The sequence below is a fragment of the Kosmotoga pacifica genome (assembly GCF_001027025.1).
Lineage (GTDB): Bacteria > Thermotogota > Thermotogae > Petrotogales > Kosmotogaceae > Kosmotoga_B > Kosmotoga_B pacifica.
Genome location: NZ_CP011232.1, coordinates 1,247,232 through 1,272,735 on the forward strand (window position 1 = coordinate 1,247,232; position 25,504 = coordinate 1,272,735).

At 44.7% G+C, this 25,504-nt stretch carries 24 protein-coding genes; 1 reads left to right on the forward strand and 23 read right to left on the reverse strand.

The features are described 5' to 3' along the window. Window positions 1-20: 20 nt before the first annotated feature. From IX53_RS05805 to IX53_RS05915, 23 genes are all read right to left on the reverse strand, one after another. Entirely contained in the window at window positions 21-1,013 is a 993-nt protein-coding gene (locus IX53_RS05805; protein ID WP_047754544.1) for an ABC transporter substrate-binding protein, read from the reverse strand. Window positions 1,014-1,061: 48 nt separating this feature from the next. After that, window positions 1,062-1,901: a PfkB family carbohydrate kinase gene (locus tag IX53_RS05810; RefSeq protein ID WP_047754545.1), complete on the reverse strand. Its 840-nt coding sequence runs from the start codon at window positions 1,899-1,901 to the stop codon at window positions 1,062-1,064. After that, window positions 1,898-2,791, reverse strand: a complete 894-nt coding sequence (locus tag IX53_RS05815) for a sugar phosphate isomerase/epimerase family protein (RefSeq protein WP_047754546.1) — start codon at window positions 2,789-2,791, stop codon at window positions 1,898-1,900. Before IX53_RS05815 ends, IX53_RS05810 begins: the two co-directional genes overlap by 4 nt. A 4-nt stretch (window positions 2,792-2,795) precedes the next feature. Then, window positions 2,796-3,896, reverse strand: a complete 1,101-nt coding sequence (locus IX53_RS05820) for an ABC transporter ATP-binding protein (protein WP_047754547.1) — start codon at window positions 3,894-3,896, stop codon at window positions 2,796-2,798. 11 nt (window positions 3,897-3,907) lie between these two features. Next, window positions 3,908-4,774, reverse strand: a complete 867-nt coding sequence (locus IX53_RS05825) for a carbohydrate ABC transporter permease (protein WP_053001209.1) — start codon at window positions 4,772-4,774, stop codon at window positions 3,908-3,910. Next, the gene (locus IX53_RS05830) at window positions 4,771-5,658 is read right to left on the reverse strand and encodes a carbohydrate ABC transporter permease (RefSeq protein ID WP_047755488.1); all 888 of its coding nucleotides are present in this window, start codon (window positions 5,656-5,658) and stop codon (window positions 4,771-4,773) included. The genes IX53_RS05825 and IX53_RS05830 overlap by 4 nt, the downstream gene beginning before the upstream one ends. 114 nt (window positions 5,659-5,772) lie before the next feature. Continuing rightward, the gene (locus IX53_RS05835; RefSeq protein WP_047754548.1) at window positions 5,773-7,125 is read right to left on the reverse strand and encodes an ABC transporter substrate-binding protein; all 1,353 of its coding nucleotides are present in this window, start codon (window positions 7,123-7,125) and stop codon (window positions 5,773-5,775) included. Window positions 7,126-7,184: 59 nt separating this feature from the next. Next, complete coding sequence (locus IX53_RS05840; protein ID WP_053001210.1) at window positions 7,185-8,177, reverse strand: LacI family DNA-binding transcriptional regulator; 993 nt, start codon at window positions 8,175-8,177, stop codon at window positions 7,185-7,187. Window positions 8,178-8,470: 293 nt separating this feature from the next. After that, window positions 8,471-9,208, reverse strand: a complete 738-nt coding sequence (locus IX53_RS05845; protein ID WP_047754550.1) for an ATP-binding cassette domain-containing protein — start codon at window positions 9,206-9,208, stop codon at window positions 8,471-8,473. An 18-nt stretch (window positions 9,209-9,226) separates the two neighbouring features. Then, complete coding sequence (locus IX53_RS05850) at window positions 9,227-10,204, reverse strand: ABC transporter permease (protein ID WP_047754551.1); 978 nt, start codon at window positions 10,202-10,204, stop codon at window positions 9,227-9,229. Window positions 10,205-10,276: 72 nt separating this feature from the next. Continuing rightward, window positions 10,277-11,212, reverse strand: a complete 936-nt coding sequence (locus IX53_RS05855) for a sugar ABC transporter substrate-binding protein (RefSeq protein ID WP_047754552.1) — start codon at window positions 11,210-11,212, stop codon at window positions 10,277-10,279. Between the two features lie 84 nt (window positions 11,213-11,296). Next, window positions 11,297-12,526 (reverse strand): NAD(P)-dependent malic enzyme, encoded by a 1,230-nt coding sequence (locus IX53_RS05860; RefSeq protein WP_047754553.1) that lies wholly within the window; start codon window positions 12,524-12,526, stop codon window positions 11,297-11,299. A gap of 14 nt (window positions 12,527-12,540) precedes the next feature. Then, window positions 12,541-13,554 carry an inositol 2-dehydrogenase gene (iolG, locus tag IX53_RS05865; RefSeq protein WP_218916048.1) on the reverse strand — a complete coding sequence of 338 codons (1,014 nt, stop codon included), beginning with the start codon at window positions 13,552-13,554 and terminating at the stop codon, window positions 12,541-12,543. An 18-nt stretch (window positions 13,555-13,572) separates the two neighbouring features. Next, window positions 13,573-14,592, reverse strand: a complete 1,020-nt coding sequence (iolG, locus tag IX53_RS05870) for an inositol 2-dehydrogenase (protein ID WP_047754554.1) — start codon at window positions 14,590-14,592, stop codon at window positions 13,573-13,575. A gap of 11 nt (window positions 14,593-14,603) precedes the next feature. Further along, on the reverse strand, window positions 14,604-15,503 hold the full coding sequence (gene iolE, locus IX53_RS05875; RefSeq protein WP_047754555.1) for a myo-inosose-2 dehydratase: 900 nt from the start codon (window positions 15,501-15,503) through the stop codon (window positions 14,604-14,606). A 14-nt stretch (window positions 15,504-15,517) separates the two neighbouring features. Beyond that, window positions 15,518-17,392, reverse strand: coding sequence for a 3D-(3,5/4)-trihydroxycyclohexane-1,2-dione acylhydrolase (decyclizing) (gene iolD, locus IX53_RS05880; protein WP_047754556.1), 1,875 nt, complete (start codon window positions 17,390-17,392; stop codon window positions 15,518-15,520). 1 nt (window position 17,393) lies between these two features. Further along, complete coding sequence (locus IX53_RS05885; RefSeq protein WP_053001211.1) at window positions 17,394-18,188, reverse strand: 5-deoxy-glucuronate isomerase; 795 nt, start codon at window positions 18,186-18,188, stop codon at window positions 17,394-17,396. Window positions 18,189-18,213: 25 nt separating this feature from the next. Next, window positions 18,214-19,176 (reverse strand): transketolase family protein, encoded by a 963-nt coding sequence (locus tag IX53_RS05890; protein ID WP_047754557.1) that lies wholly within the window; start codon window positions 19,174-19,176, stop codon window positions 18,214-18,216. Next, entirely contained in the window at window positions 19,173-20,027 is an 855-nt protein-coding gene (locus IX53_RS05895) for a transketolase (RefSeq protein ID WP_047754558.1), read from the reverse strand. Before IX53_RS05895 ends, IX53_RS05890 begins: the two co-directional genes overlap by 4 nt. A gap of 15 nt (window positions 20,028-20,042) precedes the next feature. Further along, the gene (locus IX53_RS05900; protein ID WP_047754559.1) at window positions 20,043-21,296 is read right to left on the reverse strand and encodes a nickel-dependent lactate racemase family protein; all 1,254 of its coding nucleotides are present in this window, start codon (window positions 21,294-21,296) and stop codon (window positions 20,043-20,045) included. Continuing rightward, window positions 21,296-22,561 carry a phosphoglycerate kinase gene (locus IX53_RS05905; protein ID WP_047754560.1) on the reverse strand — a complete coding sequence of 422 codons (1,266 nt, stop codon included), beginning with the start codon at window positions 22,559-22,561 and terminating at the stop codon, window positions 21,296-21,298. The genes IX53_RS05900 and IX53_RS05905 overlap by 1 nt, the downstream gene beginning before the upstream one ends. Continuing rightward, window positions 22,561-23,583, reverse strand: coding sequence for a type II glyceraldehyde-3-phosphate dehydrogenase (locus IX53_RS05910; RefSeq protein ID WP_047754561.1), 1,023 nt, complete (start codon window positions 23,581-23,583; stop codon window positions 22,561-22,563). Before IX53_RS05910 ends, IX53_RS05905 begins: the two co-directional genes overlap by 1 nt. A gap of 370 nt (window positions 23,584-23,953) precedes the next feature. Beyond that, window positions 23,954-25,012 (reverse strand): BMP family ABC transporter substrate-binding protein, encoded by a 1,059-nt coding sequence (locus IX53_RS05915; RefSeq protein WP_047754562.1) that lies wholly within the window; start codon window positions 25,010-25,012, stop codon window positions 23,954-23,956. A gap of 167 nt (window positions 25,013-25,179) precedes the next feature. Between IX53_RS05915 and IX53_RS05920 the strand changes: the two genes are divergently transcribed. Next, a complete protein-coding gene (locus IX53_RS05920; RefSeq protein ID WP_047754563.1) occupies window positions 25,180-25,473 on the forward strand; it encodes a hypothetical protein in 294 nt (97 codons plus the stop codon). Window positions 25,474-25,504 lie beyond the last annotated feature (31 nt).

The window sequence follows — 25,504 nt, forward strand, 5'->3', positions numbered from 1 at the left end:
CCCCATCCGTTCAAGTGTGATCAATCACCGTATTGAATTTCATTTTTCCATCTTTCAATTATTCTGTCTTTTGCATTTCCAAAGTACACAAAATCTAGTGGAATCACGTTAACATCGGTAATTCTTACAGCACCTTCAACCACTTCGGCGTCCGGGTTCAATGGAACCCTGAACCAGTTCTTCATGAGACTTTGAGCTTCTGCTGTGAGCATCCAGTCGATAAATTTGTGGGCAAGTTCGGGTTCTGGACCACCTTTAACTACAGCCATAGCCCCTATTTCATATGATGTTCCTTCTTTCGGGATTGTCAGTTTAACCGGATAGCCCTTTGAAACACCTTTCTTCACAATATCATGAGCGAAGGAAATACCCACAGTAACTTCACCAAGACCAACCTGTGTGACACACGCGGAACCGGACTTGTTGTAATGGTGGATCTGTTTGTCAAGCTTTTTGTAGTAGTCAAAGGCTTCATCTTCACCCATGAGGGCAATAAGACCGGCTAGAATGGTGTAGGAAGTACCAGATGTGTAAGGATATGCTACGGAAATTCTTCCCTTGAATTCCGGCTTCAGAAGGTCTTGCCATGAAGTAGGCGCTTCCACGCCGAGTTCTTTTAACTGCTCTGTGTTACTCGCAAACCCGATGACACCCAGATAGAAACCTGTCCAGTATCCATCGTAGTCTTTGAAAGTGAGATCAAGACTCCATGCGTTTGGTGACTTATAAGGTTCGAGCAAACCCCTTTTCTTCGCGGCTATGAAATCTACTGCGGGTCCACCGAACCATATACTGGCTCTCGGGTTATTTCTTTCGGCTGTAAGTCTCGCTACTACTTCACCCGAAGACATCCTGACCCAATCTACCTTGATGCCCGTCGCTTTTTCAAACGCTTCGATGTAAATCTTTGCTTCATTAACATCCAGGGCGGTATACATGTGAAGGACCGGAGCTGAAATAACCATAGTTGCAATGATGAGAACCCCAAGAAGTAACAACGTTACCTTTCTCACACCCAACACCTCCTTGAAAAATTCCCCGTTTGTCGGGAAGAATATATACTATAAAGTCCCTCTATCTTTGAAAGGGCCGGGATATTGCATTTTTTCAGTGGTTACTTCAGCTGCAAATTTTACAGCCTGGGGCATTCCGAATCTTCCATACCCCACAACAAAAGCCGCGGTACAGGTATCTCCCCTCCCTGTCCGGCCTTCAAGCTTCCAATCACCAAAAGGAGCTTCATATAGATTTTTCCCGTCAAACACGATTACACTTTCAGACTGCGTTCCTATAACCATCTTAGGCCCCATTCGATAGATCTTCTGAACAGATTCTTTTAGCTCATCTACTCCGGTCAAAATCTTAGCTTCCTTAATATCCACTTTGAAGAGATCGAAGAGCTCCAGATATTTTTCTTTATTTTTCCAGTTTCTGTAAATCATCTTCCCGTCTTCAATGTTTCTGAGAAATCCCTGGGCATCTCCGATCAAAAAACCGGTGCGCTGACGCACCAGAGGCAATAGTTCTTCCGGAAATTCTCCGTACCAGAGCGGATTTACGTGAATGATTTCCCTGCTTTCAGCAGGCAGATCTGTCTTATTAAAGGGTTCTGCGAGTGATAAAATCCGGCTCGTTCTGTCGTCGGGGTTCGGGGTTGGGTAGTAATTTTCAATGCTCGTCGTGGTGGGGCTGGGGAGAAAATGAGTTTCTACACCTTCTTCTTTCATTATGGTAAATACTTCTACATCATCCAGCGCACATTTAGTGAAAACCTCTGCTTTCTCACCCAGATGTACAACAGCCATGCTCCCGAAAAAGACTCCTCCGCCGGGAATGACCTTTTTATCCTCTATCACGATATTGATATCTTTTGAGACATGGCCAATAAACGTTATTTTCACTTCACTTCCTCCTCGTGATAGATACCGCGCATGATTTTGAAAGATTCAAGGTAGTCCTCTTCGAAACGATCTTTGCTATTGATTTCCAGTGTCACGATACCGGAAAATCCCTTCGCCTTTATCAGCTTGAATATCTCCGGATAAGGGATACTTCCCTGGCCGAGGGGAAGGTGCAAATCCCCGATTCCGTAAGTGAAACGAAAAGGTTCCCTTGTAATTATCTCGCTCGAATATCCGAATTCTCCTTCTCCAAAATTGTCATGAACATGGAGTTCAACTGCGCGGGCGAGCCCAATGTCAACCTCCTCGAGGAAGTTTTTACCGGTACGTTTGCAGTAGAGGTAAAGGTGACCAATGTCCATCAACAGAGAAACTGATTCGTGTTTCACTTCATCCAAAACTTTTATAACCTCAGACACCGGTTGTAAGGTATTTTCGACGGCTATCTTTATTCCCGCTTTTCCCGCGAGTTCTCCAAGTTCCCTCAAAGCATTTATTTCCTTTAAATATTGCTCTTGAAGATTTAAAGCTTGGTTGTGCCCAAAACTGCCAAGATGATATACCACCACTTCCGCGCCAATGTGTGCAGCAAATTCAATAGTAGTTCTGAGGACTTCAAATCCTCTTTCGTAATTAGCACCTTCCTGTTTCAGGTTGACAGGGTCAGGACAGTGCACGGTAAGACCAAAAGGAAATTCAGATAGAATATTCTTGATGCGTTCTGCCTGCTGCACTCTGAGTTTTCGGTGATATATGACATCAAGACCTGCAGGAGGCAATTCAATGTAATCAAAACCTATCCCTTTGAAGAAATTGAGTTCTTCACGAAAACGTTTTAAAGAACCATTTACTCTTCCTGTATCGATATTTACTCCAAATCCTTTTATCATGTGATCACCTTAATGAAATGTCGATAGCCTTTCCTGTATCGGCATCGAACAAATGGTATTTGTTCCTGTCAAAACTCATAAAGATACGATCCCCGGCTTTCAGGTCCATACGCTCCTCCGTGAGAACTTTCAATATGCTGTTTCCCACTTTTATGTTGTAAATCACTTCCCTACCGAGAGGTTCGAGGACATAAACCTCAGCAGGTATTGAATCCTCAGTCTTTTTAAGACTGAGTTTTATATGCTCCGGTCTCACACCAAGCTTTAGCTTTTTCTCAACGAGCTTCGCCATAATCTCTCTCCTTTGAGGTAATGTCTTGAACTTGAAGTTTTCGTCCTGGAGGTAAAATTCACCATTGTAGTTCTTAACTTCCACGTTCAGGATGTTCATAGCGGGGGTACCAACGAATGTGGCTACGAAGACATTTGACGGGTAGTTATAAATATTATCAGCGGTATCATATTGTTGTATCCTACCCATTGAAAACACAGCGATACGGTTAGCCATGGTCATAGCTTCTATTTGATCGTGGGTCACGTACACTGTAGTAATACCGAGATCATTCTGGAGCTTCTTTATCTCAGCTCTCATATACGACCTGAGAGCGGCATCGAGATTAGAAAGGGGTTCATCAAAGAGTAGTATTTTTGGCCTTTTTACCAGAGCACGGGCGATGGCCACACGCTGTTGCTGTCCACCGGAAATCTGGAAAGGCCTTCTGTCCAGTAGTTTTCCTATGTCAAGATTTTTCGTGACTTCTCGAACACGTCTGTCTATCTCATCTTTCTTCATTTTTTGTGCTCTCAAGGGGAATGCGATGTTATCGTACAGGTTCATATGCGGGTATAGAGCATAACTCTGAAATACCATTCCTATTCCCCTGTCTTTTGGAGGGACATTGTTCATCAGTTGATCGTCGAAATATATCTCACCAGCCGTAGGCTTATAAATCCCAGCAATCATGAGCAGCGTGGTGGTCTTTCCACAACCCGAAGGACCAAGGAGAACTGTGAATTCCCCATCCTTTATCTCAAGATTTATGCTGTCTACAGCTTTCACATTCTTGAAATGCTTGCTAAGGTTTTTTAGAAGAATTCTCGCCATTGTCTCACTCCTTATCCTTTTGTTCCGGTTATATTAACCTGCAACAGATATTTGTTGGCGAAGAAATAGAACATGAGAGTTGGAAGCATGTAGAACAGACTTATAGATGTTAACAGTCCATAATCAACAAACCTGAAATCACCTATAACTCCCTTAATATACCTCGAAAGGGTCCAGGTTTGCTGATCGAGAATAAATGTGTTGATAAATATGAACTCGCTCCAACCCGAGAGAAATCCAAAAATAGCTGTAACAGCCATTCCAGGCCTGACCAGCGGCAATATCACTTTGAAAAACACCTGTATTCTGGAATAACCATCAACAGTACCTGCCCATTCGATTTCCCATGGAAGCTGGTCATAAAATCCTTTCATAATCCAAGCGCCCCACGGGATTTCAAGGGCAACCTTCAAAAGAATAATTCCCCATAAACTGTTTATGAGATTCATCGTTCTCAATACATAATAAACAGCCACCAAAAGGGAAACAGATGGGAACGAATGGAGCACAAGGATTGTCAGCAACATGGTCTTTCTTCCACGGAATTTGTACCTTGAAAGGGCATAGCCTGCAAAACTTGTAATGAATAATTCTAAAACCATTACCATTACAGCAACTATAAAAGTATTTAGAGTTACCTGCCATATATTGGGATACCCTCTGACGGAATGGATAAGGAATTTCCAGTGTTCCAATGTCAATTTCGTGGGAATTATTCCGTATTTCATTTCTACTGCGAAAGAATTGAGCACGAGCCAGAGGTAACTTAAAATTATGGGGAGACTAATAACAAACAATATGATAATTATGATTGTGTTCGTTATTTTTTCACCGTGCCTTTGAAAAAAGCTGAGCTTATATTCTCTACTTTCCATCATGCATCGACCTCTATTCTTGGTTCTTGAATCATTTCTCTAAACTTGAAGACTTTAAGGTATATAAGTGAAGCAACCAGCCCTATTATTACAAGGACAAGGGATAGTGAAGCACCAAATCCAAATCTGAAATTCTCAAAAGCATTGTGATACGTATACAATGCCCACACTTCCGTTGAAAATACCGGTCCTCCATCTGTAATGATGAGAATATACTCAAAGGAAGTGAGAAGTGAAAGTGTCTGATAGGCTGTTGTAAAAAGAACTTGCCACTTCAAAAGAGGAAGTATCACCTTCCTCACTTTGAAGAACCAGCCAGCACCATCAACACTGGCAGCATATAGATAATCCCGTGGAATGGATTTTATCGCTGAGGTGAAGAGAATCATACCAAAGGAAGCACCAACAAAACCATTTGCGAGGACGATAACAGCCATTGGATGTTGCGACAAAAAATCCATAGGTTCGACATTTCCAAAGAGTAGTTCCCTTAAGCTATTCAGCAAACCAAAGCGGGTGGAATCGAATATCCACAACCACAGGAGGCCATAAACCACGGAAGGAGTCAATCTAGGAAGCATCCAGATGAGCCGGAAAAATGTTCCGGAACGTTCCGAAATACTGGTGGTTAACAGCGACAAAAGCAGAGCAAGTCCAACATTGAAAAAGGCAAGGGTAAATCCTACATAGATCAGCGTGTTCTTAATTACCATTCCTATGAGAAAATCATGGGCCATATCAATAAAGTTCTGAAAGCCCACAAAATCCCAATTAAATCTGTAATCCATTTCTGTTAAAGATAGGATTACCGTTAAAACAGCCGGTGCCAGGAAAAATATCAAAACTAGTATCACACCTGGACCAAGGAATAAAGAAAGAGCTATAATCGTTTTTTTGCTATGTTTTGCTTTTGATATGTCTGTTGTCTTCGATTTCACTTACCGAGGCCCCCTTCGTTAAAGTGAAAGCCTCCGCACAATTTATGCGGAGGCTTAAACTGCTTACTTGATAATGACGTCATCTTTAAGCTGTTGCTTCAACCTCTTGGCAGCAAATTTGACCGCGAAATCAGGAGTCATCTTCCCGGACTCGAGACCGGTCATGGTGTCAAAGATTATTCTGTTGTATTCATTGAACCTGTCATTATTAGGAACAAAGGACGCCTGGGGTAATAACATCGCGGCGGCTTTTTTCGAAAAAGCATCAGCTGCATACATCGGTACAGAAAGTTCTTCGTACCTGATGGCAAGATGTCCACTTTCAACCGCGTGTTTGGCATTGAGATATGGATCAGAAGCGAAGAGTAACAGTAGTGTGGCGAGTTCTGGATATTTCGATTTGGAAGTTACCATGTAGACTACAGGATGGGAAAGGGTGTTTCCAGGGACTCCCTTATATGCGGAGGGAGTCAGTGTGAAGGTCAGCAGGTTATCGATTTCTTCCTCTGAATAGCCAAACATATTGATCCATTCCGCCCTGTTCCACGTACCACCCATGAGAGCAAGAACCTCTCCTTGTGGACCTGCAAAACTCTTGTGGATATTGTTCCATTCGGTTCCTATTAGATTCTTCGGGGTCACTTTGTAAGTATTCGTCAGGTCATAGATGAATTGGAACACTTTCTTTGCGCCTTCGGTGTCAAAGACGAGTTTTCCAGCTTCGGGATCGTATATAGGCACTTCAAAAGATTTGAAGAGCTGGAAGTAGTCAACACCCATTTTGGGTCTGTGCCAGAGCCCCCACTTGACAACGCCGGCCTTTATCGCTTCCTGACCAAGCTTTACAAGGTCATAAAGGGTGTATTCACCGGTAGCGAATTTATTCATCATATCGGCGATTTCTTCTTCAGTGTATCCCATTTCCTTGAGCTTATCTTTTCTTACCCAAAGTGGCCTTGCTTCTGTATCCTGGGGGATAGCATAGATTTTCCCATTGAACTTGGTAGCTTCCCAAAGCGCAGGGAAGAAATCTTTAAATCCAAGGTCCCAGTACTTCTCAACATATTCATCGATTGGCCGGACATAACCGGCTTTTGCCCACATGCCAAGATCGTCGTGCCCGGAAGTGATAATGTCGAGCTGTTGGTCTTTTGTCTGGAAAGCGATGAGAGCTCTCTGCTTATACGAACTCCAGTCTGTGGAATCAAAATAGGCTTCGACTTCGACCCTTATATCGGCCCCAGCAGCTTCAAGAACAGTATTCAGCATTTCTGCTGCTCTCTCGAGGTTCAATTTCCTGTTAATAGACGGGTCGTCAGGTCCTACTGCCCAGGCGACAAGCTTAATGGTCTGAACCGCAAATAACGAAGACAGCACAAAAAGCGAAAGTAATGCAAAGATAAGTACGCGTTTCATAAAAACCCCTCCCTTTTTAAAGTGTTGGCCAATTAGGAAGTATTGGCCAAAGGCCGAATTTATCTAAATTGAGTGCTTTCCCTTATGAGAACTTTGGTGAATAATGAAATCTGCACCGGGCTGATGTCTTCTTTGTTCAAAAGGTCAAACAATCGTTTCGCAGCTAGAGAGCCCATCTCTTCTTTAGGAACATGTACGGTCGTCAATGGTGGTTGACAGCTTATGGATGACATGATGTTGTCAAAGCCAAGAACCCCCAGGTCTTCAGGTACTTTTTTCCCCAGTTCTCTGAGATACTCGATAGTTTCAATCGCATAGCGGTCCTCAAAAACAGCGATCAGTTCAGCATCTTTGTTATCATTTAGAATCCTTTTCAGGAGTAACTTCAAGTCCTGACCTTCTTCAAAGTCATAGACTATTGGAAGTAATCCCTTTTCATTCATCGCTCTCCTGTAACCAATCATTCTCTGCTCATAACTGAAGTGTTTCGCTGTGTTGTGAATGTACGCTATCCTTCGATAGCCTTTTTCCAGAAATGCCTTTATCAGCTTGTACTCACCATCGAAACCATTCGAAATTACACAGTCTACATCATATCCTGAGATAAATTGATCAACAAGAACAAAAGGCTTCCCAATCTTCTGAAATTTTTCGATGATTTCTTCTGAAATTCCACCGCCGACCAATAAGAAGCCGTCTTTGGCCTCGATTCCATCCCTTTCGTTCATCATGCTGAAAGGGAAAATGGAATAATTGCATTTCTTGCGTGAGAAATAGTCCTGAATGCCTTCAAAGACTTTAACGTAAAACTGATATTCAGAACTCTCGATTCCTTTAAATACTTCATCTGGACAACCAATACCTATTTCATAGAATCGTTTCTTGGCGAGATTTTTCGCAAAGACATCGGGTTTGTAATTGAGAGATTCGATGGCCATCAGTACTCTCTGCCTTGTTTTCTCCGAGACATTAGGGCTACCATTTATGACACGTGAGACAGTGGCAGTAGATACATTGGCAATTCTTGCAACGTCTTTTGTTCGAATTTTCAAACCATAACCCTCCTCAGTTAAAATGACCATATCCTATTTTCTCACAGTAACTCTCTCATACAAAACCCGAATAAACACAGAAACACAGAATTAACGATGATTATTCAGGATTATGTCAAATAACAGCAGAGCATTATGTAATCGCATACATAAACAAGATAAATTCAATCTTCACAAGCCAAAATAGTTTGAGCTTAATTTCACATAGTTTGGAATCGTTTATAAATATGCTTCACAAATTTATTTTTGATGTAAGCGCATACATTCTAAAACAAGTAGATCTCTTAATATCATCAATCCAGAGGCGGAGCGATAATTCGAATCAGGTCTTCAGCGGTAACTTCGTCCCTGGATACGTCCGCAACTTTTTCGCCATGGTCGAGTACCACAAATCTTGATGCAACTCTATACACATGATAGATATTGTGTGCCACCAGAACGACCGATATACCCCTCTTACTGACTTCTTCAATCAGACTCAGTATCGCTTCAGTCTCGCGTACTGAAACAGCGGCAGTAGGTTCGTCAAGGATCAATAGCTTTGCCCCAAAGTGGACCCCCCGTCCCACTGCAACAGTCTGCCTTTGACCTCCAGAAAGAAAAGCCACCGCTTGATCTACTGACGGGATTTCAATCCCCAGGCCTCTCAATCCCTGGCGGGATACTTTTCTCATTTTCGATTTATCGAGGACCTTAATTGGTCCAACTTTTTTGCAGATTTCACGTCCAAGAAAGAAATTTCGCCATACCGGCATCAAACCGACGAGAGCAAGGTCCTGATAAACAACCTCGATTCCCGCTTCGTGGGAATCGCGGGGGGTATTAAATTTGACCTCTTTTCCATCAAAAAATATTTGCCCTTCGTCATGATGATAATATCCGGCTATGATCTTTATCAATGTGGACTTTCCTGCTCCATTATCACCTAATAGTCCAACGACTTCTCCCTCTTCAACCCTGAAATCAACGCCTTTTAGTGCCTCAACCGCTCCAAAGCTTTTCTTAATACCTCGAGCTTCCAGTAAACTCATCATTACACCTCCACCCTGTTATTCTCCAACCAGCTTTTTCTTGATCTTGATATTGCTTAGGGCAGCTGCAATGAGTATTATCCCGACGAAAGCTTGATACCAGTAAGCTGGAGCTCCTATAAGAATCAACCCATTGTTAAGAGAAGCGAGAATTATACTTCCCAAAAAGGCACCAAAGGCGCTTCCGTATCCTCCTGTCATGAGTGTACCGCCTATAACAGCAGCCGTAATAGCCTGAAGCTCCATTTCTATGCCAAGAGAAGGATCTACAATGCGAAACCTTGCAAAAGTGGCTATACCTGCAAGCCCTGCCATAAGACCGCTTATCATGAATGTTGAGGTCTTTATCTTCCAGGATTCGACACCCATAGCATCTGCAACGTTTGGATTTCCCCCGCTGGCAGATATCCAGTTTCCATAGCGTGTCCAGTCAAGAATGAAATAAAAGAGGAAGGTAAATCCGAGAAACCACAGACTCGACCAGCGCATGTTCGGACCAAAGCGACCGCCAAAAATCTCAGCGATAAGCTTCCCGCTAGAAGGAAGTATTATCGGAAATCCTCCAGTTACGGCCAGAACTACACCACGCCAAAACCACTGAGTACCCAGTGTTGTGATGAAGGACGGAATGCGCCCCTTCGTTGTCACCACACCATTGACAATCCCCTGACCCGCGGCAAAGGCTAAAGCAATGACCACAGCTAAAATGGCAGGAATTCCATTTTTTGCGAGCAAAGCAAAGATTATCGGTGTGAGGGCAAAAATCGAACCGACACTGAGGTCGAACTCCCCAGATATCATAACCAGATTTATTCCCATGGTAACTATTCCAAGCTCAGCTGCAACAGTTGATATGGTGACAAGGTTCCCCAGCGATAAAAACTGTGGGTTCATGACGCCAAAAATAGCAAAAATCGCGACAAGCGAAATGACTCCACCGACTTCTTTGAAATTCAACAGTCTGAGTAATAGCGAACCATTGTTGTTTGCCGCCACTCAATTTACCTCCTTTTCCCCGGCATAAATATAGAATGGGGGAAGGAAGTGTTTTCCTTCCCCCGAAAAGAATCAGCGGTAGCCTTCTTTTACGCTCTGGACTACAGGTTCGAGGTTGTCCTTCGTGATTATGAAAGGACCTGTGAGCACGTCACCAATGGGAGTGAGACCATACTTCTTGTAGAAGTAAAGGAATTCCACCGCAAGGTATCCCTGCAGATACTGCTGCTGATCGACGGTGTATAGTACTTTACCTTCCCTTATCCATTCGAGCATCTCTTCTGTGAGGTCGAAGCCACTGACCTTAACCTTTCCTAGAAGTCCCATGTCTTCCACCACTGTTACAGCAGGAAGTGTACCAATGGGGCCAAGGGTGAATATCATGTCCGTGTCGGGATGTTTTCTCAGGTACCCTTCAAGGACAGCGACACCCTTCGCCGGGTCAACGGTTATGTTTAACTTCTCAACAGGGATGCCCTTTTCACTCAGGACATCGATTATACCCTTTGCACGCATTTCAAGGCCAGCATGTCCAACCTCATGGATAGCGATAACAGCGCGTTTTGGAGTGAACTGGGATAGAACGTACATAGCACCGTTGTATCCGCCGAGGTATTCGTTGTTGCCTATGTAAGCAAGGTATGGTATCTTATCGAGGCCTGTTCTGGGATCGGGAACGTTAATGGCGATGACCGGAATTCCAGAAGCAATGGCTCTCTTGAGAGGTTCATCGACGGCGTTGGCATCAGTAATCGTAACTATTAACCCATCGGGTTTTGCGGAGATAGCAGCGTTCAGGTTATTGACAAATGTTTGAAGAGAGTACTTAACCGGACCAAGATACGTTGCGTTTACACCGTATTTTTCGGCTGCGTCGTTCATCCCCTTCATTACGATTCCCCAGAAAGGATCAGCTGGTCCACCATGGGAAACCAGATAAAAATTGTACTCTGCCAGTAGGAGACTTGAACTAAGAACCAGTAACAGCACTACAAGAAACTTTTTCATGCAACACCCTCCCTTTAAAATATTTTGGATTCTACAAGAAAAATTCCCCGTTTAGTTCCTGCCTTTCACCCCCTTTTTAGATAATCAGCGGGGCAAAGAAATGTCCCCGTCTATGATTTGCTCCAGTTCTTTACTTTCCGGGCTGACTTTTGCTACCCCTGAATCAATGGCAGCTTTTGCCACTGCCATAGCCACAGCCTTGCCTACACCCGGATCAAAAGCTCTCGGAATGATTCTGCTCTCGCATACTTCGGATTCATCGAGGAATCCCGCTAGAGCATCCACCGCAGCAAGCTTCATTTCATCATTTATATCCTTCGCTCTTACAGATAGTGCACCGCGAAAGAGCCCTGGGAATACGAGCACGTTGTTTATCTGGTTATCGAAATCGGATCTTCCGGTGGCCACAATTTTCGCTCCCGCCTCTTTAGCTTCATCGGGGTATATCTCTGGAATGGGATTAGCTACGGCAAAGATTACCGGGTCTTTCGCCATGGACCTGACCATATCCTGCGTCACAAGACCGCCTACAGAGGTACCAATGAATACGTCTGCTCCTTTCATGGCGTCTTCAAGGCTGCCTGTTAATCCTTCAGGATTGATCAGCGAAGCTATCTCCTCGTGGAAGGGATTCAATAGCGTTTCCGGGTGATTCTTGTTTAAGATACCGTTTCTGTCACAGGCCACGATGTTCCTGACGCCGGCTGCAAGGAGCATTTTTATAACAGCTCCACCGGCAGCTCCTACACCGACTGTTGCCACTTTGATTTCATTGAGTCTCTTGCCGATGATCTTCAATGCATTCTTCAACGCAGCAAGGATAATAATAGCTGCTCCATGCTGGTCATCGTGAAAAACGGGTATGTTCAGGCGTTTTCTCAATTCAGTTTCGATATAAAAGCACTGTGGTGAAGCGATATCCTCGAGATTTATTCCCCCAAAGGTCGGACTGATCGTTTCCACAAATTCCACAATTTTTTCAGGATCTTGAGTGTTGATACAGAGTGGATAGGCATCAACATTCGCAAATTCCTTGAAGAGCACTGCCTTTCCTTCCATGACCGGTAAAGCTGCTTCCGGTCCGATGTTTCCGAGTCCCAGCACTGCAGAACCGTCAGAGACGATCGCAACGGCGTTCCAACGGTTGGTGTATGTGAAAACTTCTTCAGGCTTTTCGTGAATCAGTTTTGATACGTCTGCAACACCGGGGGTGTATGCAAGGGAGAGCATCTTCTGATTGTTAACCGGTATCCTGCTCTTCACTTCAAGCTTTCCACGAAATTTCTTGTGCAGTTCGAGAGCTTCATTGTTCATATCGATACCTCCTATCAGAGCAGTTCAGCTATTCTCACCGGGCGATTTTCCCTGGCGGAAACATCGGCGGCTCGAGCTATAAGAATTGAGCGATAACCAGCTTCCACGCCAACAGAAACGGGCTTCTCTTCCAGAACACTTTCTACAAAGGCTTCTATTTCGTTAGCGAATGATTTCATATAGCGTTGAGGGAAGTAATACAGAGGCTTGTCAGTACAAACCGCTTCCTCCGTGCTCATGATGACGTTGGTCTCTCTGTCATTCTCGGCGCGTGCGCTTCCTTTTGAACCGAAGACTTCCACTCTCTGATCATAGCCGTATACAGCCTTTCTGCTGACATCGATCACACAGATCGCTCCATTTTCCATTTTGAGCATGGCGTAGGCGGTATCGAAGTCTCCCGCTTCGCCGATTCTTGGGTCGAGAAGTACACTTCCGCCTGCATAGACCTCGACTACTTCCGATCCGGTGAGAAATCTTGCGGTATCAAACTCGTGGATCATGAAATCGAAGAAGATGCCGCCAGATTTTTTCACGAATTCGATATCCGGTAAGTGAGGATCTCTTGAGGTGGTTCTGATCAGATGAACTTCACCCAGTTTGCCCGAATCGATAAAACTCTTAATCTTCCTGAAGTTGTGATCGAAGCGCCTGTTGAAAGCGATTTGTATTTTCACACTGACATTGGAAAGTGTTTCAAAAAGTTCTTTTGCCGTTTCGAGATCATGAGCTAGAGGTTTTTCCATAAAAACATGTTTTCCAGCCTTTACCGCCTCTTTTAGCATCTCACCGTGGAGCGTTGTTGGGGAAGCAATAACAACAGCATCGATTTCTGGATCTTTCAGAGGAATGTGCCAGTCAGCTACAATTTCAAAATCTCCCAGATTCCTTCCCCATTCTTCCGTCTCTTCGACACGTGGATCTGCCAATATTTTGACTTCAGCTTCAGGTACATGTTGAACGAGGTTTGTGGTGTGAATTCTTCCCAGTCTTCCGAGACCAATAACACCTATCTTCAAACGATTCACAAAATCAGCCCCTATCCCTTAAAGGACTTCCTCAATTTTTACCGGTCGGTTTTCTCTGGCAGAAATCGTGGCAGCCCTAGCGATAACTATGGCCATCAGACCATCATGACCAGATACCGGGATTTTTCTCCCGTAAAGCAGGGCATCGACAAAATCATGCATTTCATCTTCAAAAGACTGCATATATCTCTCCAGGAAAAAATAGAGTGGTTTGTCGCTTGCAACGCATTCTTCGTTGCTGAAGATAACATTTGTCTCGGTGTCATTTTCCGCTCGTGCACAGCCCTTGGAACCAAATACTTCCACTCTCTGATCATAACCATAAGCGGCTTTTCTGCTGTTGTCGATTATGCAGGTCGCACCATTGCGGAATTTCAGAATTGTCGCTGTCGTGTCGAAGTCACCCGCTTTGCCTATTTTAGGATCTATGAGTACACTTCCAGAGGCGTAAACTTCAACGACTTCGTCTCCAACAAGGTAACGGGCCATATCAAAATCGTGAATTGTCATGTCCATGAATATGCCGCCGGAGACTTTCACGTATTCAATCGGTGGCGGTGCAGGATCGCGAGAGGTGATATTCACTACATGAACATCTCCTATTTTCCCTTCTTCGACCATCGAGCGAATTTTTCTGAAATTGTGGTCAAACCTTCGGTTAAAACCTATCTGAAGTTTGACGCCTTCTTCTTTCACAACTTCAAGGGCTTTCTTCGTCTTTTCGAGGTCCATGTCTATGGGTTTTTCACAGAAGATGTCCTTCTTTGCTCTGGCAGAAGCGATTATCAAGTCCGCGTGGGTATTTGTGGGCGAACAGATGATAATCGCATCGATTTCAGGGTCATTTATGACTTGCATGGGATCGGTTACGATGCGTTCTATTCCAAGAGATCGTGCCCATTCTTTGGTCTCTTCATAGCGTGGGTCACAGATCACTGTAACTTCCGCTTTTTCAACCTTCTGAACCAGGTTCTTTGTGTGAATTCTTCCAATCCTGCCAGCTCCTATAACACCTACCCTGACTTTTTTACCCACCATTTTCATCACTCCTAAAATCCGAGAATCTCTCTGAGATAGGCTCGCGCCTTCTTCGCGTATTCAAGAGGAGGAGCGAGTTTTGGATCCTGTTCCGCTTCAACGACAATCCACCCCTTGTAATCAATGTCATCCAGCGCTTTCACAATCGGTGCAAAATCAATCATCCCGTCCCCGGGAACCGTGAAGACGCCCTGCTTTACCGAATAGAGAAAACTCCAATCCTCTTTAAAAGAGCGTTCCATGACGTCCTTGCGCAGATCTTTAAAATGTACATGTTTTATACGAGGACCATAATCTTTTATCATTCGTAGAGGATCTCCACCGGTAAAGACCAGATGACCTGTGTCAAGGAGGAGATAAACCAATTCAGGATCGGTGCTGTCCATAAGCCTTATGATCTCTTCGTATGTCTGAACACCTGTACCCATGTGGTGATGGAAAACTATTTTCATATCCTTCTCGACGGCCAGCTTTCCAAGCTGGTGGAGACCTTCAACCAGTTTCTTCCAGTCTTCGTCGGTAAAAACAGGTTTTTTGCTGTGTAGTGGAGTGTCCATGAGGCCCTGAATACTCTTGCCACTTTCAGAAACGACGATCACCTTTGCCCCCATAGCATGAAGGAAGTCTCTATGTTTTATGAAGGCGGTGATGGTTTCCTCCGGATCCTTCGTGGTGAAATAGCTGCTGAACCATGCGCTTGCAATCTGTAACCCTCTTGGTTCAAGAGCTTTATGAAGGACTTCAGGGTCGCGGGGAAATTTGTTCCCGACTTCACTACCCTCAAAACCCGCCTCAGCCATTTCATTGATGCATTGCTCAAAAGGAATGTCTCCACCGAGTTCTGGCATATCATCATTGGTCCAGGCAATCGGGGCGATTGCTAACTTGATGTCTTCTCTGTTGATACCCATCTGATTCCCTCCAATCACCACTCACGGGCGTATTTTTTCATGTATTCACTGTCTTCCCTGTATGCTTTTAACACTGATTCACTTTCCGACACTTCAGCAACACCAACACGCCACCATGACTCATATCCACCAGACTGTGTACCGGGAAGGACTTTCACATCTATAAGTACACTTGTATCTTCCTTTCGCGCTTTCTCCAGAACGTCTCTCAACTCTGCCTCAGTTCGCGCGGTAAAGGCTTTTGCACCTAGGCTCCTGGCAATTCCTGCAAAGTCTATCTGCATGTAGTCTCCATCGAGTCTCCCTGTCTCAGGCGAGCGGAATCTCAGCTCATTTCCAAAGCCCGTTGCACTGCCATGGGATTTCTGGAGATTGTTAATACTCTGGAACCCACCATTATCGAGCACTATGACGTTTATTTTCATTCCCTCCTGTATGCTTGTAACGAGTTCGGAGTGTAACATTAGGAAACTTCCATCACTCAACAGAGCATAAGCCTCTTTGTCGGGTTCAGCCATTTTCACGCCGAAAGTGCCTGAGACCTCATAACCCATACAGGAAAAGCCGTATTCCATATGGTAGGTCTTTATGCCTTTACATCTCCAGAGCCTATGCAAGTCACCGGGAAGGCTCCCAGCGGCTGCTACAAAGATGTCATTTGCCGTGGCAAATTCGTTGATGATCCCCAGTGCTGTGGTTTGAGGGAGGCCTTCTTCAGATTTAAGAGTGTACAGCCTGTCTACTTCACGATCCCACTCTTCCTTGAGAGACCTCAGGTATCCCTCTGGATAGTCGGTTCTATATCCAATACCTTTCAGCTTCTCCATGAGAGCCTCAAGACCGAGTCGAGCATCAGCATTGAGATGTTCAGCGTCCATTTTCAAGCCATCGAAGGCATTGACATTTATGCTCAGAATTTCCACATTCGGATTCTGGAAAGCCGTCTTGGAAGCCGTCGGGAAATCCATCAATCTTGTACCAACTGCGATGATCAGATCAGCTTCTTTAGCGAGTTTATTCGCCGCAAGAGTTCCAGTGGTACCTACTCCTCCCATATTGAGGGGATGGTCCCATAACATAGCTCCCTTACCAGCTTGAGTGAAGGAGACTGGAATATTGAAAGCTTCTGCGAATTCACGCAGTGTATTCGTTGCCAGAGAGTAGTGTACCCCACCACCCGCGATTATCAGCGGTCTCTTCTTACGTTTGAGCAGTTCTACCGCTCTGACAAGGGCGCTCTCTGAAGGGGGCCTCCTGTCGATGTGGTGCACTCTCTTTTTAAAGAATTCCACTGGATAGTCATATGCTTCACCCTGCACATCCTGTGGAAGGGCAAGCGTAACCGCACCAGTCTCCGCGGGGTCTGTCAGGACTCTCATGGCATTCAATGCCGCTGACATGAGCTGTTCTGGCCTTTCTATCCTATCCCAGTATTTACTCACAGCTTTGAAGGCATCATTTGCCGTGATCTTTGGATTGTAAGGCATCTCTATCTGTTGAAGAACCGGGTCGGGTTGCCTGTCCGCAAAAATATCACCGGGTAGTAATAATACGGGGATTCTGTTGACTGTCGCTGTGGCTGCACCAGTAACCATGTTCAATGCTCCGGGGCCAATAGAGCTCGTACAGGCAAAGATTTCCAGCCGGTTCTTCTGCTTAGCATATGCCGTGGCCGCGTGGACAATACCCTGCTCGTTATGTCCTTGATAAAACTTGAGTGAAAGGTCCTTCATATTTTCAAGGCCTTCACCAATACCGAGAAGGTTCCCATGACCAAAGATGCCATATACCCCTTTAACGAATTTGTACTCCTGACCATCGATTTCAACATACTGGGCATCGAGAAATTTGAGCAACGCCTGAGCCGTGGTTAGGCGTATGGTCTTCAAATCACTCACCTCCGTGGGGCCAGATGGGGGCGTCTTTTTCAGATACCCATAAATGTTCCGGTTCGAATGTGGGAACGGTGTATGGGTTACCGTCAAGGTGCCGTATGGCCCATATGTAATACATAGCGTATCCTGGTGCGCTTACTTGCGGATGGGAGCGGTCGTCGAGAATCTTTAATGTGTCACCATGTTTGATTTTGTACACGTCTTCACCGAGCATTCCGAAACCGAAGCCCTGTTCAGGTAAAAATCGATAATGATATATTTCAGGTTGAGGATGGTGATGAGGTGGATAGCTCGACCATTTTCCCGGGAAATTGACGACTTCTCCGAGTACCAGCTTCGCATTCGGGGCGTTTGATATATCGAAGATGGTACGAACTATCCTCGTAGATGTCTCTCGCATCGTACCTTTGCCTCTGTGTTCAGACCTCGTGTCGTCACCCTGATAAAACCGAGGTTCAAAAGTTAAGTTATTTGTGGTCGCAAAAATTGCTATTTCAAAATCTGTTTTTGATTCGATGGTTACTTCGATGTTCGCTGGGACATGTAGACAAACGGGCTCTTCATCAAAAAGAGAATTTCTTTTTACCTGCTCCTTTTCTGTTCCCCAGCTAAAGACTACTTCCCCTTTCATCAGAAGAAAGGCCCTTTCTTTTCCAGGTGAGCTCCGGTACCTTTCACCGTTGTTTAACAAGAGAATTCCAAAGTCCATCATTGTATCTTTCTCAGTCTCACCTTCACGGGTAATTTCATTGTATCCATGAACGAACTTTTTAGCCCTTAATAAGTACACAACCTATCCCCTCCAGATTTTCCATCTATTTTCTTGAAAGGACCCTTTTAACGCTATCGGCAATATCCTGTGCCGTCATATTGAAACGCTTCTTTAAATAATCAACGCTTCCGACTTCACCAAAGAGATCTTTAACTCCCACCCTTTCCATGGGTACGGGATGGGTTTCAGCTATCACTTCAGCAACGGCGGAACCAAGGCCGTTATAAATATTGTGATTCTCTGCAGTCACGATTGCTCCGGTTTCCGCGGCGCATTTTTCAATAAGTTCTCTGTCCAAGGGTTTAATAGTAAAGATGTTGACCACTCTCGCACTTATTCCTTCGCGCTCAAGCAGATCAGCGGCATCAAGAGCCTCCGCGACCATAATTCCAGTAGCCACAATGGTGACATCTTTTCCGTCCCTGAGGGTAAGTCCTTTCCCGATTTCAAACCTGGAACCTTCTTCAAAAATCCTTGTCGTGGACTTCCTCGAAACCCGGACATAAATGGGCCCATAAGTGTAAGTAATATCTTTGAGAAGGCCTTTCATCATGACAGTGTCGACTGGTTCGATAATCGTGACCGTTGGAATGCCTCGCATAAAGCCGACATCTTCCAGTGGCATATGAGTACCGCCATTGTATGCCGCGGTTATACCCGGATCTGTGGCTATCATCTTCACATTCAGCCTGTTGTAAGCTATGGATATGTAGACCTGATCAAGCGCTCTTCTTGTGCTGAAGCAGGCGAAGGTATGGGTAAATGGAATCTTACCGGTCGCTGAAAGTCCCGCAGCGATGCCCATCATGTTGGCTTCCTGTACCCCAACGTTAAAAGCCCTATCCGGGTACTTTTCCATGAATCTATACGTCGCGTTCGAATGCATCAGGTCGGCATCGAGTACGATTATATTCGGGTCTTCCTTTGCAAGTTCTATGAGTTGATCGATATAGACATCCCTCATCATCACAGGATCGGGTTTTCTTTCTTTCACCAGTTTGATCATCTCAGATCCCTTTCTTTCTCTTCCAGCTCTTTCTGGAGCACGGCGATTGCTTCATCGACCTGCTCCTTTGTGAACTTCATATGGTGATTCAACTCTATTCCTTCAGCAAAGGTACAGCCCTTCCCTTTGATCGTATGCAACACTATCACAGAGCTCTTTCCTTTCGTCTCTTTAGCTTTCTGTATTGCTTCATATATTTCTGCGATGTTGTGTCCATCGACTTCTTGTGCATGCCACCCGAACATTTCCCATTTCGCCCTCAGATCTCCCAGAGAATTGATCTTATCGATATATCCATCGAGCTGTTGTTTGTTGTAGTCTATGAAGACTATGAGGTTATCTAATTTAGTGTTACCAGCGTATAGGGCACCTTCCCAGACCTGCCCTTCCTGACATTCACCGTCTCCAAGGAGGACATAAACATAGTTATCTCTGTTGTTCAGTTTATGGCCGAGAGCGATTCCAATCCCCATCGATATACCCTGTCCGAGGGAACCAGTGGACATATCAATACCAGGGGTATGATTCCTATCAGCGTGACTTGGCAAATCAGTTCCCCCTTGATTCAATGTCTTCAACCACTCCATGGGGAAAAAACCTTTCAAAGCGAGCGTAGCGTACAAGGAAGGACCGGCATGGCCCTTTGACATCACGAACCAGTCACGTCCTTCCCATTTTGGGTTGTTGGGATCGTATTTCATAACTTTTCCATAAAGCACCGCAAGCAGCTCGACTATTGACATTGCTCCACCAATATGCCCAAACCCGAGATAACCGAGTTCTCTGAGTGTTTCAATACGTATCTTTGTAGCGAATATTTCGAGTTCCTTCATTTCTTTTTCCTTTAGCATTTAACCTCTGTCACCTCACTTAATTCTGGGAAGCGTTGAAGCCCCGAGTGGGAACACGGCATATTTCGCATCCGCTCCTTTTTCACTGAAAGCAGCTTCTATAGCTTCAACTGGATCGCTGAAGCATTCGATACCCACGAGCTTTTCCCCTGCGAATTCTTCGTTTGTTACCAGAAAGATTTCAGATGTTTTCAGGACAACCTTTGATATGGCCGCTGCTTTGTGACCTCCAAGAACAAAATTTCTTTTCAGGTCTTCGACCAGCTCTGCGGGCCTTTTCCCGGAAGTCATCCACTTTCTGAAGGTTTCGCTGCCGAATTTTTCTGGGCATCTAGCAAGGAGGATCATTCTGCCTCCAGGTTTCAAAACGCCTGCACAATTATCTATCGCCTTCTGGGCCTGATACAGGTTTATATCTTTTGGATGTCCCCCGGCACTAACAATGGCGATGTCCAGAGCTTCCTCAACAGCAACAGTACCGGTTTTTTCAAGGCGTTCTGACAGCACTCTGTGGGCTTTGATCCAGTCACCCGCAACAGCATCGATCACCCTGTGGTGCTCGTCTACGACCACATTCAGGATAAAATCGATACCAACAAAACTTACCCCTTCCTCTATATCCATCCTTACGGGGTTATCGTAGATATGAGCCGCCTCGGCTCCGTTTTCCATCATATGGCTATGGTTCTGTCTTATGGTTCTGGCTGAAGCAACCCCGGGAAGGATGGCCTTAGCACCACCTGAAAAACCTGCGAAGTAGTGGAACTCTACATTACCAAGGCAGATCCTGAAGTCTGCTTCAGCAACCGGGCGAAAGATCTCCACTTCTGTTCCTCGACCTGTAGTTCCAACGTGAACGGTGTCGTCCACATCATGGTTTAGAACACGAACCCGTTGGTATACTTCCTTTCCAACTGCTTTCTGAAGTTCTTCCACCGACATCTTACGATGCAGTCCGAGGGCAATCACAATAGTGATATACTCATCGCTGACACCGGCACTGTTCAACCTGTCGAGAATATGGGGCAGAAGAACATCACTGGGGCAGGGTCTGGTCAAATCACTGGTCACTATCACCACTTTTTGCCCTGGCCTCACCAGTTCTTCGAGACGCCTGGTCCCGATGGGATTATCCAGTGCTCTTTCAATAAGTACATCACCTACATCAGTGGTAGATTGCCGGCGAGGATAAAACTCACCAATAAAGCCTTTATCAGGTAAAGTAAGTTTGATGGTAGAATCTCCGTACGGCAATTCAAAAACGTGCATTATTTTTCAACCTTTCTGTACGCTTTTTTCAACGCCTTTATCAGCGGTAGTTCTTTTCCTGACAGGAAACGAACCATTGCTCCTCCAGCTGTACAGATGTAACCGAACTTCTTTTCAGCGTTCTCTACGAGCTTTTGCGCAGCCGAAACACTGTCCCCACCTCCGATAACGCTGTAACCAGGAGCTTCGGCGATGGCATTCCAGATTTCTCTTGTACCTTTTTCAAACAGCGGATTCTCGTAAGCACCTGCTGGACCATTTACGAATATTGTTCCGGCCTTTTGGATTTCCTCTTTATATATTTCAATGGTCTTTTCGCCAATGTCCAGGAAAAGCGCATCGTCAACAGGAAGCTCATCAACAGAGCACTCAACACGTTTCCCGTCTCTCTCATACGCGAAGTCAACGGGGTTGAGGAATCTGTCACCAAAGCGTGAGAGGTAATCTCTTGCCGGTTCAATAAAGACATCGAGAGAGCGATCATAAATGAACTTCTCCTGCTCCTTGCCAACCAATCTTCCCATAGCCATTTGCATCACGATCCCCGTCACACCACAGGTCAGGATTCTGTCAGCGGTACCATTTTCGAGAACCTGTTTCATCATTCCGAAGGCATCTGATATCTTCAAGCCACCAAGGACAAAAACGGCGGGCTTCTCCGGCTTCTCCATTACCTTCGTGAGGGCCGAGAGCTCTTTGAATAAGAGCCTCCCGGCCGCTGTCGGCAGGATTTCTTCAAAGGCTACCATTGAAGGTGAATTTCTGTGTGCGGCGGAGAAAGCATCGTTCACGTAATAATCGGCCAGAGGGGCCAGATTACGGATAATGTACGTGTTGAGCATTTCATGCGCTTCAAGCTTGACAGCGTTTTCAAAGGTAGAGACTTCTTCAGTTAAATACCTGACATTTCCCAGCAGCACCGCTTCGCCTGGCTTCAGGTTCTTCACCATTTCCTGAGCAGCCGGTCCTGCCACGTCATCGATATATCTCACCGGTCTGCCAAGCTTTTCAGAGAGTTTTTCGGCATGCTCAGCCATAGAAATCAAATTGTGATAATCCAGTGTGTCTCCCTGATGTGCAAGTATCGCCAGCTTTGCCCCTTTTTCCATGAGTTCTTTTATTGTGGGTATACTCTGATTTATTCTGTTTTCATTGGCTATTTTTTTCGTTCTGGGATCAAGAGGCGAGTTAATGTCGATTCTCAAGATGACCGTCTTATTGTGGAAATCGAAGTCATCAAGAGTATTTATCGGAATCTCTCGCATTAGCGATAACCCCCTATTTTCAGGTACTTGTTCGTGAGTCCAACAGCTTCCAGTCTGTCGGTCTGCATCTCCATGGCAGCCCGGATACCATCAATGGTTTCAGGAATTACAACGGATTCCTGCGGGATATGGAGGGAATATATCAAATGATCTTCAAAAGGCGTGATCGTCTCTTCCCAAATGGAGATCTCGTACATATCTCCTCGAGGATTTCCAAGATCTCTCGCGTAGCGGAATATGGAGGCATTGCCAAGGAAACCGTCAGCGATTCTTACGAGTCTGATTCTCGGGTGTTCTTTGAATATTGCAATGGCTTCTTCTTTGGTTATTTTTTTCTTCGGTTTAGCAAACACGGTTATGAAATGCCCGTGAGTAACTGGTGTGTGGACCAAAACACCTGTGGCTTTGACATGGGGCATTATCAGCATCAGATCAACAGCCTGATGGTTGGGAACAGGATCTACTTTCAATGCGTTAGTAAGTCCTCTATGGTAATCTCCCGGGTCGGCAACGCGTCTGACGATGTGAATCATCACTGAATCCACACCAACAGCTCTATCGAGACAATCGACTGAGCGAATGAGCCCGGTAGTGTTACAAGAAGTCAACTTGAGGAACTGTTTTCCTATCCCTTTTTCATAATTCGCATATCCATGGAAAAATACATCGGCTACGCTCGTTTTTTCTCCACCCTGGAAAATCGCTTTCTTTCCGTATTTTTCATAAAGAACCTTATTTTTCGCGCCTATCCCTGCATTTGTAGCGTCAAGCACTATATCCACCTTTTTTATCAGATCTTCCAGATTACCAGAGATGGGAATGCCGACTTCCTCAGTCTTTTCACGGTTTTCCTCAACAGCTAAGTAGAAATCGTATGGCATTCCCTTTTCTTTCAGAGCTCTAACGGCGAGTGTTGGGCCAACGTCAGCTACACCGACAAGTTCCATGTCTTCCTGAAGTGCGACACCATCAGCAAGTCGCTGACCAATAACACCGTAACCAACTACACCGACTTTCACCATATGAACCCCTCCCATTTGTATAAGCGTTCATGGAACGTTCGTTCATCAAATCATCTCATAAGGTGCACTCAATAACAAAGTCTGAAGAAGGTCCATCAGCAACTTTTATTATCAGTTATTGCAAAATATGGACAATTAGGCATCGTATACTCAAAATGTATTCGCTTACAATTTTACTTTCAGCCTATATATTGCACCATATTTCACAAAGTTATTCTTAAAACTGCCTCTTTCAGCCATTTATAAGTATTCTATTATTTCTCTTCACAACAATTCATCGCAATGTAAGCGCATACATTTTAAATTGCTTGGTTCTTCAGCAAAATTAAAAGGGCCGAAAGGCCCTTTTTTCAATTTATCGGGGTTCACATCATTTTGGGACAGTTCCTACTACATTATCCACAAACCAATCCATGCTTAGAAGTTCTTCATCACTTGCAACATCACCTGCTGGGATTCTCAAGTTTCCATCCTGGTCGTATATGGGGCCGCTAAAGGGATGGAATTTCCCCTCTATGATGGCATCTTTGAAGACAGAAACGAGCTTTTTAACCGTATCGGGAACGAGATCGCTGATGTCTATGTCTACGATACCATCAGCCATGCCGCCCCAGTATTGTTCGCTTTTCCAGGTACCAGACATGACTTCTCTTATAACCCTCTCATAATAAGGGCCCCAGTTCCACACCGGTGCTCCGAGATATGCTTTAGGTGCGAAATTTCCCATATCGCTGTTGTAGCCAATTGAATAAACCCCGTATTCTTCTGCGGCCTGTTGTGCAGCCGGTGAATCCTGACCCTGTGCTATTACATCTGCTCCGATGTTCAATAAAGAAATCGCCGCTTCCTTTTCCAGTGCCGGGTCGTACCATGAATTTACCCAAATGACGTGAAGTTTAGCAGTTGGGTTCACATATTTTATGCCAAGGGCAAAGGCATTTATTCCCCTTACAACCTCGGGAATGGGATAAGCCGCTACATACCCTACGATATTACTTTTTGTCATAATACCCGCTATAAGTCCCGAAAGAAAATCTGGTTCGTAAATTCTACCGAAATACGTGCCGACATTCTTGGCTGTTTTATAACCAGAGCAATGCATGAAAATGGTTTTTGGATATTTTTTGGCCACGTTAATAACCGAATCCATATAACCAAAACTCGTTGCAAAAATTAAATCATATCCTCTCTGGGCGTAGCTTCTTATCACACTTTCGGATTCTGCACCTTCTGACACGCTTTCAATGTAATCAGTTTTGATAGCATTGCCAAATATTTTTTCTATATACTGCCTTCCGAGGTCGTGCGCATAAGTCCAGCCGGCGTCTCCAACAGGGCCGACATAGATATACGCCACCTTTAACACTTTTGCTGTCAATAGTACCGAAACCAGCAAAATCACAAAAACCAAAATCGCATGTCTTTTCATAAAGCCGCCCCCTTTCGCCATCAATCTAAATAACGAACGTTGTTATACACCGGAACATTTACATTTTATAACACCATGATACACAAGAATCCCTTCTTCCCATAGAAAATGACGGACTTTTCTCAAATTCTTTTGGGTATTTACATTGAAATGTGTTTTGCCTTTAGGTGTTTCAGCTGAAATCTCTCAAAAGGACAAAAAGGTTCCTTGTGGCAATCGATACAGATGGCTGTGTAGCAGACAATATGAATGGAAAACAGATGTTTATTTTTCACTCAGAAAAAAACTACGCTGGAGATAATGAATCTAAGATGATTGGAGAATTCAAAGACAATCTACCTGAATTACCACCATGGAAACTGCCTGATTATGATCACCTTGCTTCCTATCGCAAGAGGCAGGAGCTGAGAAAGAAACTCTATAAACAATTCAATCCTGAAGGCAGACTTACCATATTATAAAAAAGGGGCTCATCGAGCCCCTTTTTGGATT